Raw genomic sequence first — 11,945 nt, 5'->3', positions numbered from 1 at the left:
CCGGCACCGGTTGCGGCCGGGCCGGACCTCGACCCGCCGCCCGCTCTACGCCGCCCTCGGGGCGCTCGTGCTGCTCGGCGGCGCCTATGCGGCGTTGCGCAGCCCCGGGCCTGCCGACAGGGCCGCCGTCGCGCAGGCGCCGGCTCCCGCGACCCGGCCGGCCGAGGCCAAGCCGCCCGCACGGACCGACGAGGCCAAGACCGGCGACAAGACCGGCGACACGAAGGCTGCCGATCCGAAGCCCTCGGATACGAGATCGGCCGAGGCCAGACCCGGCGAAGCCAGGTCCGAGGCCAAGTCCGAGGCAAGGTCCGGGGCCAAGCGCGAGCCGGGGGAGACGGGCGCCGTCGAGGGCCCCGTCGCCGGCGTCGCCGAGGTGGTCGACACCGCGACCCTGCGGCTCGGCGGCCGGACCCTGCGCCTCTCGGGCGTCGAGGCCGCCCGGGGTGCCCAGGCGAGCGACCTCTCGGGCTACCTCGCCGGGCGGCCGGTGAACTGCCAGCCCAATCCCGGCCGCAGCGCCTGGATCTGCACGGTCGACGGCCACGACCTCTCGGAGGTGGTGCTCTACAACGGCGGCGGCCGCGCCACCCCGGAGGCGACGCCGGACCTCGTCGATGCCGAGCGCCACGCCCGCACGGCCCGGCTCGGGATCTGGGCCAGGCCGTAATCCCCGCGCCTCACCGCAGGCCCGGAGCCCCGAGGAGCGAGATCAGCGCGCCCTGGCGCCCGGTCCCGGTCTTGGCGAACACCGCCTTGAGCTGGCTGCGCCCGGTCTCCACCGCGATGCCGAGCGTTCCGGCGGCCTCCTCCAGGGAGGCGCCGCCGGTCAGGAGGGCGGCGAGCCGCGCTTCGGCGGCGGTGAGCCCGAAGGCCTGCGCCAGCAGGCCCGGATCGGGCCGCCGGTCGGCCTCGAGATCGGTGACGAGCAGGAGCGCCCGGGCGTTCAGGAAGGGCGAGCGGGCCGCCTCCGCCAGCGGCAGGGCCCGCAGGATCAGGGGCCGGCGGTCGCGCCGGGGCACCAGCACCAGCCCGGCGGGCGGCGACGAACGGTGCTGCAGCGCCTCCGCCAGGGCGGCGATCTCGTCCCGGGCCCGCGGATCGGCGACCCGCAGGCTGCCGCCGACGACCCGGAACGCGGCATCGAACAGCGCCTCCGCCCGCGTGTTGGCCCCCACCACCCGGCCGGTCGCGTCGAGGGCCAGGGCCGCCTGGGCGATCTGGTCGAGCCCGCCCAGAGTCCCGTCGAGGGCGGCGCGGCCGAGGGCTTCCGACAGGGCGGCGGCCTCGCCGAGCCGGCGCATCAGACCGCCGAGGGGCCGCACCCCCGCCGCCTCGAACGGCCCACGCCGCGTCTTGCGCTGCACCGAGACGGCCCAATGCTCCGCCCCGGCCCGGAAGCCCGCGACGGCGAACCAGGAATAGCCGTGCGGCCGCAGCAGGTCGTTGTAGTAGGGCGCGCGGTCGATCTCCTCGGTCGTCAGGATGTCGAGGTCGGTGACCACCTCGCCCCGCATCACCCGCGGCACGGCCCGCGTGCGCAGGTCGTTCAGGTGCCAGCCGTACCGGAAATACGCGGCGACCAGCTCGTCCACCTCGGGGGTACAGGGAACGCCCGGTATCCGGCGGTGGCTCTGCAGCAGCATCGCGCCGTCACCGCCGACCAGGGTCGAGACGTGTCCCAGCACGGCGCCCCAGCGCGACGGGTCGAGGGCGGCCTCGCCGAGGCTGTCGTCGAGGCGCCGGAGCGTGTCGTCGGTCGGGCCCATGGCTGCGCGGTCCCCGGCATCGTCCTGCCGGATACTACGTCATGGGCCGCCGAAATCCGCGGGCTCTCCATCCGGGATCGCCAGGAATTTTGTCCACGGCCGGGCTGCCCGCATCGGAACGGGGCAGGGTTTCCCCGTCCGACGAACGGAAACGCCGCCGGTCTCCTTCTGCAAGCGGGAAGAGTGGCGGCGCGCGACCCGTTATGGGCGTCCCGCGCGCCGCCGGGTCCTCACCCCCCGTAATGCCGCGCCAGCACCTCGCGCACCCGGGCGACCATCTCGTCGACCGGCACGGAGAACTGGGCCGGCCGGGCGGCCTTCCACTCGGCGTTGCTGGCGATGGCGTCCGCCGCCTTCGCGCCCTCGATCAGGTCCTTGATCTGGACCTCGCCCTTCGCCCGCTCGTCGCTGCCCTGGATGACGACGCAAGGCGAGCCGCGGCGGTCGGCGTACTTCATCTGGGCCTTCATGCCGGAGGCGCCGAGATAGAGCTCCGAGCGGATGCCGGCCTGACGAAGGCCTGCGACGAGGGCCTGGTAGGCGGCGGTCTCCTCGCGGTCGAGCACCAGCACCACCACCGGGCCGGGGGCGGCCTTCCCCGACACGATCGGGCTGCGGACGACCTGGAGGGCCGAGAAGAGACGCGAGACGCCGACCGAGAACCCGGTCGCCGGCACGGGCTCGGAGCGGAAGCGGCCGACGAGGCCGTCGTAGCGCCCGCCGCCGGCCACCGAGCCGAAGCGCACGGTCTGGCCGTCCTCGTTGACGACCGGGAAGGTCAGCTCGGCCTCGAAGACCGGGCCGGTATAGTATTCGAGGCCCCGCACCACGGACGGGTCGGCCCGCACCCGGTCGTGGCCGTAGCCCGCCGCCTCGCACAGCTTCATGATCGCGTGCAGTTCGGCGATGCCCTGGCGCCCGGTCTCGGACGAGCCGACCACCTCGCCCCAGCCGCCGAAGAAATTTTCCCAGAAGGCGAGGCGGTCGCCCCCCTCGGTGGGGGCGGCCTGGAACGACACGTAGCGCAGGATGCGCTCGATCGCGTCGTCCGAGAGGCCGGCGCCCTTGGTGAAGTCGCCGCTCTCGTCCTTGCGGCCGGGGCCGAGCAGCAGGCGCACGCCGTCGGGCCCAAGCCGGTCGAGCTTGTCGATCGCCCGCAGGACGGTGAGGCGCCGGCCGGCCTGGTCGTCGCCGCCGAGGCCGATGGCCTCCATCACGCCGTCGAGGACCTTGCGGTTGTTGACCTTCACGATGTAGTCGCCGCGGCCGATGCCGACCTTCTCCAGGGTGTCGGCGGCCATCATGCAGATCTCGGCATCCGCCGCGACGGTCGGGGCGCCGACGATGTCGGCGTCGAACTGCATGAACTGGCGGAAGCGGCCCGGGCCCGGCTTCTCGTTGCGGAAGACGTAGCCGGCGCGGTAGCTGCGATAGGGCTTGGGCAGGGCGTCGAAATGCTCGGCGACGTAGCGGGCGAGCGGCGCCGTCAGGTCGTAGCGCAGCGACAGCCAGGATTCGTCGTCGTCCTGGAACGAGAACACGCCCTCGTTCGGCCGGTCGAGGTCGGGCAGGAACTTGCCCAGCGCCTCGGTATACTCGATGAACGGGGTCTCGACCGCCTCGAAGCCGTAGAGCTCGAAGCTCTCACGGATCTTCTCCAGCATCCGGTGGGTGGCGGCGATCTCGGCCGGCCCGCGGTCGACGAGGCCGCGCGGCAGGCGGGGCTTGAGGGTGGCGGCCTTCTCGGCCTTCGCGGGCTTGGACATCGGGTCTCGCAGGGGCAATCGGGCGGCGGCAGCCTCGGGCGCCCGTCGTCGGGGACGGGCCCGACACAGAGGCGGGCGCAGGGTTCGCCGGGCTCTAGCCCATTTGCCGGCGCCTGCAAACCGAGGCCCGCCTCACGCCTCCCCGCCGGCGAGCCACCGCACCCGCGCCGCCTCCAGACCCCACACCATGCCGAGCATCATGTAGACGTGGCGCCACTTCTCCATGTCGATCTGCATCGCCTGGAGGAAGAACATCAGGAGGGCCGGCACCACGATCTGGGCGTGGCGCCGGTAGGGCGTGTCGTGGCTCATCAGCCGAAAACCCACCCGGCTCGTCATCAGCACCAGGAACACGAAGGCGACGCCGGCGACCCAGCCGCCGTTCGAGAAGGCGCCGATATAGGAGTTGTGCGGCTCGAGGTTGAAGGTGCGGCGCCAGCGCAGGGGGCCCATGCCGAGGGGATCCTCGATCAGCATGCCGATGCCGCGCAGCTGGTTGCCGAAGCGGCCGGTCTCGCCCTCGTCGTAATCCTGGGTGACGGCGGCGCGCTTCGAAAAAGTCTCGCCGACATCGCCGACCGAGAGGAGGCCGGCGAGCGAGACCGCCCCGAACCCCGCCGTGAGGGCGGCGAGCAGCACGATGCGGCGGCGCAACCGCGGGGCGCTGGTGCGGTAGAGCATCACCACCAGCAGGATGCCCATCGCCAGGGTGCCGCCCCAGGAGCCGCGGGAGAACGACAGGAACACGCCGGCAAGCAGGATGGCGAGACCGAGCCCCGACAGGAGCGGGCGGCGCGCTCGGCCGGTCAGCAGGTCGTGCATCAGGTAGAAGGCGCCGAGCGTCAGGAACGAGCCGAACACGTTCGGATCCTGGAAGGTGCCCGACGCCCGGCCATACATGCTGAACAGCTTGTCGTTGCCGATCAGCTCCAGATAGCCGCCGATGCCGAGGACGGCGCAGAAGAGCGCGCTGGCGGTATAGACCTTGAGGGCGGCCTCGACCCGCCGGTCGCTCTCGTCGGAGAAGAACATGGTGAAGAAGATGCCGGTGACGGCGAGGTAGCACAGCTGCACCGTCCAGACCGGCGGCAGCTCCTCGTCGAGATAGGGCATCAGGGCGACGACCGTGGCGCCGACGAAGACCAGGAGCACCAGGACGAGGGGCACCGCCCCCCGGTAGAGCCGCACGCCGAGCAGGACCCAGAGCACGATCGTCGGGATCGCCACGATGTCGTAGGGCGAGGTGTCCGAGAAGGCGAAGCAGGCGAAGAAGATGAACGCCGCCATCAGGGCGTGGCCGAAGCCGCGCAGCAGCGACAGGAACGGCACCGCCGCGAGGTCGCGGCGCGGCAGGACGAACGTGCCCATCGGGCGCCTCCTCGGGTGACGGCACCCGGGAGATTAGCGGCGGATGGTGTGCGCCGGCTGAAGCGACACGGTGAACGAAGACTTAAACGGAGGGGCGGGCGCGTCTCGCCAGTTCCGCGAAGGCCGAGGTTTCGATCGGATCGGGTTGTCTGATACGGCACGGCCCCGCCGCGGAACGCGCGACGGGGCCGGACAATCGAGAGAGCCGGTACGCAACTTGGCTCCCCAGGAGAATGGCGCGACGACGTGAATTCTTCGTCAACGCGCGGCCGGATCAGCGCGCCGAGAGCTTGGCGGCCGCCTGCGCCACGCCGGCGCGGGCCGGGCCCTCCTCGGCGAGCAACGCCTGCCCGCGCTCGGCGTAGCGGCGGGCGAGCGCCGCGCAGGCCATCAGCTGGACCTGGTGGAAGAGCATCAGCGGCAGGAGGATGCCGCCGACGTCCTGGCCGGAGAAGATCACGTTCGCCATCGGCACGCCGGAGGCCAGGCTCTTCTTCGAGCCGCAGAACACGATGGTGATCTCGTCCTCCTTCGAGAATCCGAGCAGGCGGCTCGCCGCGGTGGTGATCGCCAGCACCATCGCGAGGAGGACGAGGTCGACGACCAGCATGGTGGCGAGCGCCGGCAGCGGCGTGCGGCTCCACAGGCCCGTCGCCACCGCGTGGCTGAAGGCGATGTAGACGATGAGCAGGATCGAGCCGCGATCGACCACCATGGTCAGGGGCTTGTGCCGGGTCAGCCAGGGCCCAAGGCGCGGTTGGAGCAGCTGCCCGAGCGCGAAGGGCAGGAGCAGCTGGGCCATGATCTTGCCGACCGCCGCCCAGTCGAACTCGTGGTGGCTGCCTTGCGTGTTCAGCAGCACCGCGACGAGGAGCGGGGTGATGAACATGCCCAGGATGTTCGAGGCCGAGGCCGAGCAGATCGCCGCCGGCACGTTGCCGCCCGCCACCGACGTGAAGGCGATGGAGGATTGCACGGTCGAGGGCAGCACGCAGAGGAAGAGCACGCCGGCGGCGAGCGCCGGGGTCAGCAGCGTCGGGCTCAGCAGGCCGGCGGCCAGTCCGAGGATCGGGAAGAGCACGAAGGTCGAGGCGAACACCACGAGGTGCAGGCGCCAATGCACCAGGCCGGCGAGCGCGGTCTGCCGGTCGATACGCGCGCCGTGCAGGAAGAACAGCAGCGCGATCATGCCGTTGGCAAAGACGCCGAGCCATTCGGCCGCCCGGTCCTGCACCGGCAGCACGCTGCCGAGGATCAGGGCGCCGACGATCATCAGCGTGAAGGTGTCGGGGCGAAAGCGCGAGAGCATGGCGGACCGGAGGATCGGGGTCTGACGGGGATTCCCCCTCTCCCTATCCGGCCGGTGCCCGCATGGGTACGCAGGGCGCCAGGATTACAGTTATCGCGAAATGCGATAGCCTGGGCATCGTTCATGCAGGATGCCGAGGGCCGCCGTGACCCGCCTGATCGATCCCGTGCTGCTGCGCACCCTGGCGGCGGTGGTGCGCAGCCGCAGCTTCAGCCGGGCGGCCGAGCAGCTCGGGCTCGGCCAGTCGACGGTGAGCCAGCACGTCCAGCGCCTGGAGGCGCAGCTCGGCCACCGGCTGGTCGCCCGCGACACCCACTCGGTGGCGCTGACCCCGGAGGGCGAGACGGTGCTCGGCTTCGCCCGCACGGTGCTCGACGCGCACGAGCGTCTGGAGCGGGCGCTCTCCGGCGGCCCGGTGCGGGGCAAGGTGCGGTTCGGCGCCTCCGAGGATTTCGTCCAGAGCCGGCTGTCGGAGGTCCTGCGCGATTTCCGCGAGGCCTACCCGTCGGTCGACCTCGAGCTGAGCGTGGCGCTGACGGGCTTCCTCCACGACGCGCTGGCGCGGGGCGAGCTCGATCTCGTGCTCGGCAAGCGCCATGTCGGCGAGACGCAAGGGATGCTGGTGCGGCGCGACCGGCTGGTCTGGGTCGGGTTGCCCACCGCGCTGCCCGAGCGGGGCGAGCCGGTGGCGCTGGCGAGCTTCCCGGCCCCCAGCATCACCCGGGCAATCGCGCTGGCGGCGCTGACCCAGGAGGGCCGGGCCTTCCGGGTCACCTGCACCTGCGCCAGCCTCAGCGGCTTGCGCGCCGCCGCGCTCGCCGGGGTCGGCGTGATGGCCCAGCCCCGCAGCCTGATCCCGGACGGGTTGCAGGAACTCGCCCATCCCGAACTGCCGCGCCTCGCCGACGTCGAGTTCGTGCTCTCCGGGCCGGGCCTCCACCGCGAGCCGAGCCGGGCCCTGGCGCACGAGATCCTGAACGCGGACATCTGGGATTGATGCCGCGTCCGGTGGATGGGCGATCGGGGAGCGACCGGGTTCAGTACCCGATGGCGCCGCGCTTGAAGCCGAAGCCCGGGACCTCGCAGCCGCAGGACGAGTTGAGCGGGGCGGGCCGGGTCGGGCAGTTGCCGCGGGCGGTGACGCAGATCCGGCCGATGCGGCCGCCGCCATATTCCCGGTAGCCCGGGCGGTCGTAATCGTAGCGCCGGGCGCGCGGGCGGTCGTAATCGTAGCGCTCCTCGTAGCGGCGGCGGGGACGGTCGTCGTCGTAGCCGTAGCCGTATTGCGCGAAGGCGGGCGCGACGCCGAGGCCGAGGGTCAGGGCGGCCAGGGCCGCGGTCATCACGGTCTTCACGGATCTCTCCTTCGTATCGGATGGTGTGCCGGATCGTTTCACCGGTCACGCTAGGCACAGCCACATGAACGCGCGCTGAGGCGATTCGGTGCCGGTGCGACATCGGAACCGGCGCAGAGGCCACGGCGCGGCACGATCGCGCGGGAAGCGCGCGGGACGCGGTTGTCGAGGGCGGGGGACGTCGCCACCTACGGGCGACCACCCTTTCCGACAGCACGGGCCGCGACCGCCGAGGCGACCGGCCCCCAGCACAGGGACGCCGACAGTGAAGGACGCGGAGATGGAGCTCCTGAAGCTCGCTGCCCTCGACGCCGACGATCTCGCGATCATCTCGACCCACCTCCAGGACGCGATCCTGCGCACCGGCGATCTCGCCTACCTGCCGCGGGAGCGCCGCTTCGCCCTGGTGGCGCGGCGCTTCGACTGGGAAAGCCCGGACGGCGCCCCGCCGCGGCGGCGTCTCACCGGCCTGCATTTCGAGCGGGTGCTCTCCGTGCGCTGCCGCAACATCCCGCGCGACGAGCCGGACAGCCCGCTCGAACTCCTCGCCATCACGTTCGAGCCCGGCGAGGCGCCGTCCGGCATCGCCACCCTGGTCTTTTCCGGCGGGGCCGCGATCCGGCTCGAGCTCGAATGCATCGAGGCGGCGATGAAGGATCTCGGCCCGGTCTGGCAGGCCGACAGCAAGCCGCTGCACGCCTCCCACGACATGCCCCTCGACGCGGCCTGAATTTTTTGGCAGTCGGCGGGCCCTGGCACGATCGCTCTGGCACAATCCCTTGGCCGTTCCCCCGGCCCGCCGACACGAGACCGGATACCGCATGCAGCGCCTCGATTCCCGCGATCCCGATTTCGAGTCGCACTTCGCCCGCCTGCTCTCGGTCAAGCGCGAGGTCTCGGAGGACGTCGACGCGGCGGTGCGCGACATCATCGCGGAGGTGGTCGCCCGGGGCGACGACGCGGTGATCGACTACACCCGGCGCTTCGACCGGCTGGATCTCACGCCGGACACCATCCGGGTCTCGCCGGACGAGATCGAGGCCGCGACCGCGTCCTGCTCCGCGGAGGCCCTCGATGCGCTGGCGCTGGCCAAGGCGCGGATCGAGACCTACCACCGCGCCCAGGTGCCGGCGGACCACCGCGAGACCGACGCGCTCGGCGTCACGCTCGGCTGGCGCTGGACCGCGATCGAATCGGTCGGCCTCTACGTGCCGGGCGGCACCGCGAGCTACCCGTCCTCGGTGCTGATGAACGCGGTGCCGGCCAAGGTCGCGGGCGTGCCCCGCATCGCCATGGTGGTGCCGACGCCGGACGGGGTCACCAACCCGCTCGTGCTCGCCGCCGCCCGGCTCGCCGGGGTCGACGAGGTCTTTCGCGTCGGCGGCGCACAAGCCGTGGCGGCGCTCGCCTACGGTACGGCGGCGATCCGGCCGGTGGCCAAGATCGTCGGGCCGGGCAACGCCTACGTGGCGGCGGCCAAGCGCCGGGTGTTCGGGCAGGTCGGCATCGACATGATCGCCGGTCCCTCCGAGGTGCTGATCCTCGCCGATTCCTCGGCCAACCCGGACTGGGTCGCGGCCGACCTGCTCGCCCAGGCCGAGCACGACACCGCCGCGCAGGCGATCCTCGTCACCGACAGCGACGCGCTGGCCGACGCGGTGGCGGCGGCGGTGGAGGGTCAGCTCAAGACCCTGAAGCGGGCCGAGATCGCGACCGCGAGCTGGCGCGACTACGGGGCGATCGTGCGGGTCGCGCGGCTCGCCGACGCGATCCCTCTCGTCGACCGCCTCGCGCCCGAGCATCTCGAGATCGAATCCCACGACGCCGAGGACCTGGCGGCGCGGGTGCGCAACGCCGGCGCGATCTTCCTCGGCGCGCATACGCCCGAGGCGATCGGCGACTATGTCGGCGGCCCCAACCACGTCCTGCCGACGGCCCGCTCGGCCCGGTTCTCCTCCGGCCTCGGCGTCCTCGACTTCATGAAGCGGACCTCGCTCCTCTCCTGCACGCCCGAGGCCCTGCGGGCGCTCGGCCCCGCGGCGGTGACGCTCGGCCGCTCGGAGGGACTCGACGGCCACGCCCGGTCGGTGGCGATCCGCCTGAACCTTTGATCAATCCGTCGCGGTCATCCTACGTCCGGCTTGCGCGGGAGGCCGCGCTCGCCTCTGCTGCACGCCCTGACAAAGACCCGCGACGATCCGGGGAGGAGATCCGATGGCGAGCGAGGCTCCCGATCCGCGACAGCGCCTGGCGGCGGTGACGCTCGACGAGGATTCGATCGGGCGCGGCAATCCCGACCAGGAGCACGAGCGCGCCATCGCGATCTACGACATCCTGGAATCGAACACCTTCCGGGTCGCCAACCAGGACGGCGGCCCCTACGCGCTGTCGCTCGGCCTCGTCGAGAACAAGCTGTCCTTCGCGATCTCCACCGCCGACGGCCAGCCGGTGATGACCCATCTCCTGTCGCTGACGCCGTTCCGCGGCGTGATCCGCGACTACGAGATGATCTGCGACAGCTACTTCAAGGCGATCCGCACCGCCTCGCCGAGCCAGATCGAGGCGATCGACATGGGCCGGCGCGGGGTCCACAACGAGGCGTCCGAGCTGCTGCGCCAGCGCCTCGACGGCAAGGTCGAGATCGACCACGACACCGCCCGCCGGCTGTTCACGCTGATCTTCGCCCTGCACTGGAAGGGCTGAGCCGGTGCCCGAAGGCCCCCCTGCGGACGGCGCCGCGCCCGCCGGGGCCGACCCGAAGAAGCCCGACCCGTCCCGGCTCGACCCCGCGAAACCGGGCCGGCGGGTGCAGTCGGTGCTGTTCGTCTGCAACTTCAACGCGGTGCGCTCGGCCTGCGCGGAGGCGCTGGCCCGGCACTATTTCGGCAAGTCGGTCTACGTCCAGTCGGCGGGCGTGCGCGGGGGCGAGCCGACCGACCCGTTCATGATCGCGGCCCTCGACGAGATCGGCATCGACGCGTCGCGCCATCGCCCCCGCACCCTGGAGGAGCTGGAGGAGTGGGAGGGGCTGAACTTCGACCTGATCGTCTCGCTCTCGCCGGAGGCCCACCACGCCGCGCTGGAACTCACCCGCACGGTGGCGGCCGACGTCGAGTACTGGCCGACCCCGGACCCGACCGTGGGACAGGGCTCGCGCGAGCAGCGCCTCGACGGCTACCGCGACGTGCGCGACGGGCTGGGGTTCCGCATCCGGCAAAGGCTGCGGTGAGGGTTTAGACTTCGATCAAGTCGTTTATGTTGTTCGTTTTTTCCATTTCGCGACCTCATCCTGAGGTGTTAGCCGATTGAAAATCGGCTGACCTCGAAGGAGGGCTTTAGGGACCATCGAGACTTCTGGAGCCCTCCTTCGAGGTCAGTCCATCTCCGATGGACTAACACCTCAGGATGAGGTCTTGGATGGGACAAAGCCGGTCGCTGTCGTGCAGCCCTACAGCCCCGCCAGCCGCCCCAGAGCCACCACACCCAACCCCGCCAGCACCGCCGCCAGCTCGAACCGGGTCAGCGCCATCACGCCGGCCGCGGTGACGAGGCCGAGGAGCCCCGGCAGGCCGGCGGAGAGGCCGGTGGGCAGCGCCGTCGCCACCACGATCGAGCCCGGCAGGGCGCGCAACCCCCGCTCGACCCGCGGGGTGAGGCGCACCCGGCTCATCAGCACCACGCCGGACGCGCGGCAGAGATAGGTGACGAGGGCGAGCGCCAGGATGGCGATCCAGGGACCGGCGGGGCCGGCGAGGAGCGCGTCGATCATCGCGCCGCCCCGTCGTCGACGAGGAGGCCGGTGACGAGGCCGGCCGCCGCCCCCGCCGCGATGAAGGCGTAGCCCGGCACCAGCCGCTGCACCAGGAGGGCCACCAGCCCCGACGCGAGCCAGGGCAGGGCCGGCCGCATTCCGCGCCAGAGCGGCGCCAGCATGGCGGCGAAGAACACCGGCAGGATCATGTCGAGGGCATAGGCCCGGGGCTGGGTGACGAGCGCGCCGGCCAGGTGGCCTGCCACCGTCGAGGCGACCCAGAGCGGCCACAGGCCGATGCCGGCCCCGAACAGCACGCCGAGGTCGCGCCCGCCCTCGGCGCGGTGGCGCACGCCGATGAGCCAGCTCGCATCGACCAGCACGAACAGGGTCATCGCCGTGCGCCAGAGCGGCGTGCCGCGCATCCAGGGCTGGATCGTCGCGCCCATCAGGATCATGCGGGCGTTGATGAGCCCGGTCACCGTCATGGCGGCCAGCAGCGCGCTCACCGTCCAGGGCTGACCCCAGACTTCGAGGGTCACCATCTGAGCCGAGCCGGCATAGACCAGCGCGGTGTGCGCCTCGCGGCGTCCGCGAGGCTCCCGCCGCGCTGGTCTATGCCGGCTC

The 11,945-nt window shown here is 72.0% G+C and carries 13 protein-coding genes; 6 read left to right on the top strand and 7 right to left on the bottom strand.

The genetic code is table 11. The annotated features are described in order from the left end of the window. A partial coding sequence (locus QR78_RS35185) for a thermonuclease family protein (protein ID WP_048430930.1) occupies positions 1 to 670 on the top strand: 670 nt, incomplete at its 5' end. Between the two features lie 10 nt (positions 671 to 680). Here QR78_RS35185 and QR78_RS28160 read toward each other — a convergent pair. The 4 genes from QR78_RS28160 to QR78_RS28145 all read right to left on the bottom strand — a co-directional run bounded on the left by QR78_RS28160 (position 681) and on the right by QR78_RS28145 (position 6,212). After that, positions 681 to 1,769, bottom strand: a complete 1,089-nt coding sequence (locus QR78_RS28160; RefSeq protein WP_048430925.1) for a nitrogen regulation protein NR(II) — start codon at positions 1,767 to 1,769, stop codon at positions 681 to 683. A 230-nt stretch (positions 1,770 to 1,999) separates the two neighbouring features. Beyond that, the gene (gene hisS / locus QR78_RS28155; protein WP_048430924.1) at positions 2,000 to 3,535 is read right to left on the bottom strand and encodes a histidine--tRNA ligase; all 1,536 of its coding nucleotides are present in this window, start codon (positions 3,533 to 3,535) and stop codon (positions 2,000 to 2,002) included. A 132-nt stretch (positions 3,536 to 3,667) separates the two neighbouring features. Then, positions 3,668 to 4,903, bottom strand: a complete 1,236-nt coding sequence (locus QR78_RS28150; protein ID WP_048430923.1) for an O-antigen ligase family protein — start codon at positions 4,901 to 4,903, stop codon at positions 3,668 to 3,670. A 274-nt stretch (positions 4,904 to 5,177) separates the two neighbouring features. Beyond that, positions 5,178 to 6,212 (bottom strand): bile acid:sodium symporter family protein, encoded by a 1,035-nt coding sequence (locus QR78_RS28145; RefSeq protein ID WP_048430922.1) that lies wholly within the window; start codon positions 6,210 to 6,212, stop codon positions 5,178 to 5,180. Positions 6,213 to 6,357: 145 nt separating this feature from the next. Here QR78_RS28145 and QR78_RS28140 point away from each other — a divergent pair, with 145 nt between their 5' ends. After that, positions 6,358 to 7,209, top strand: a complete 852-nt coding sequence (locus QR78_RS28140) for a LysR substrate-binding domain-containing protein (RefSeq protein ID WP_089504284.1) — start codon at positions 6,358 to 6,360, stop codon at positions 7,207 to 7,209. Positions 7,210 to 7,249: 40 nt separating this feature from the next. On the opposite strand, the gene QR78_RS28135 is transcribed toward QR78_RS28140, so the two are convergent. After that, positions 7,250 to 7,567 carry a hypothetical protein gene (locus QR78_RS28135; protein WP_420865523.1) on the bottom strand — a complete coding sequence of 106 codons (318 nt, stop codon included), beginning with the start codon at positions 7,565 to 7,567 and terminating at the stop codon, positions 7,250 to 7,252. Positions 7,568 to 7,847: 280 nt separating this feature from the next. Between QR78_RS28135 and QR78_RS28130 the strand changes: the two genes are divergently transcribed. The 4 genes from QR78_RS28130 to QR78_RS28115 all read left to right on the top strand — a co-directional run bounded on the left by QR78_RS28130 (position 7,848) and on the right by QR78_RS28115 (position 10,796). Beyond that, positions 7,848 to 8,297 (top strand): DUF2948 family protein, encoded by a 450-nt coding sequence (locus QR78_RS28130; RefSeq protein WP_048430928.1) that lies wholly within the window; start codon positions 7,848 to 7,850, stop codon positions 8,295 to 8,297. A 91-nt stretch (positions 8,298 to 8,388) separates the two neighbouring features. Next, positions 8,389 to 9,678, top strand: coding sequence for a histidinol dehydrogenase (gene hisD, locus QR78_RS28125; RefSeq protein ID WP_048430920.1), 1,290 nt, complete (start codon positions 8,389 to 8,391; stop codon positions 9,676 to 9,678). Between the two features lie 103 nt (positions 9,679 to 9,781). Then, positions 9,782 to 10,270 (top strand): UPF0262 family protein, encoded by a 489-nt coding sequence (locus QR78_RS28120; RefSeq protein ID WP_048430919.1) that lies wholly within the window; start codon positions 9,782 to 9,784, stop codon positions 10,268 to 10,270. Between the two features lie 103 nt (positions 10,271 to 10,373). After that, positions 10,374 to 10,796, top strand: a complete 423-nt coding sequence (locus QR78_RS28115; RefSeq protein ID WP_048430927.1) for an arsenate-mycothiol transferase ArsC — start codon at positions 10,374 to 10,376, stop codon at positions 10,794 to 10,796. A gap of 219 nt (positions 10,797 to 11,015) precedes the next feature. Here the strand turns inward: QR78_RS28115 and QR78_RS28110 are convergent, their stop codons facing one another. Beyond that, a complete protein-coding gene (locus tag QR78_RS28110; protein ID WP_048430918.1) occupies positions 11,016 to 11,336 on the bottom strand; it encodes an AzlD family protein in 321 nt (106 codons plus the stop codon). Beyond that, positions 11,333 to 11,945 (bottom strand): AzlC family ABC transporter permease (locus tag QR78_RS28105; protein ID WP_048430926.1); only part of this gene is annotated, 613 nt, incomplete at its 5' end. The genes QR78_RS28110 and QR78_RS28105, both read right to left, overlap by 4 nt.

The organism is Methylobacterium indicum, assembly GCF_001043895.1.
Taxonomy (GTDB): Bacteria; Pseudomonadota; Alphaproteobacteria; order Rhizobiales; family Beijerinckiaceae; genus Methylobacterium; species Methylobacterium indicum.
This window is presented reverse-complemented; position numbering and strand designations above follow the sequence as displayed.

Excerpts from the sequence above, each read along its gene's own strand:
- QR78_RS28160 (WP_048430925.1), bottom strand. The coding sequence starts at position 1,769 with ATGGGCCCGACCGACGACACGCTCCGGCGCCTCGACGACAGCCTCGGC.
- hisS (WP_048430924.1), bottom strand. The coding sequence starts at position 3,535 with ATGTCCAAGCCCGCGAAGGCCGAGAAGGCCGCCACCCTCAAGCCCCGC.
- QR78_RS28150 (WP_048430923.1), bottom strand. The coding sequence starts at position 4,903 with ATGGGCACGTTCGTCCTGCCGCGCCGCGACCTCGCGGCGGTGCCGTTC.
- QR78_RS28145 (WP_048430922.1), bottom strand. The coding sequence starts at position 6,212 with ATGCTCTCGCGCTTTCGCCCCGACACCTTCACGCTGATGATCGTCGGC.
- QR78_RS28130 (WP_048430928.1), top strand. The coding sequence starts at position 7,848 with ATGGAGCTCCTGAAGCTCGCTGCCCTCGACGCCGACGATCTCGCGATC.
- hisD (WP_048430920.1), top strand. The coding sequence starts at position 8,389 with ATGCAGCGCCTCGATTCCCGCGATCCCGATTTCGAGTCGCACTTCGCC.
- QR78_RS28120 (WP_048430919.1), top strand. The coding sequence starts at position 9,782 with ATGGCGAGCGAGGCTCCCGATCCGCGACAGCGCCTGGCGGCGGTGACG.
- QR78_RS28110 (WP_048430918.1), bottom strand. The coding sequence starts at position 11,336 with ATGATCGACGCGCTCCTCGCCGGCCCCGCCGGTCCCTGGATCGCCATC.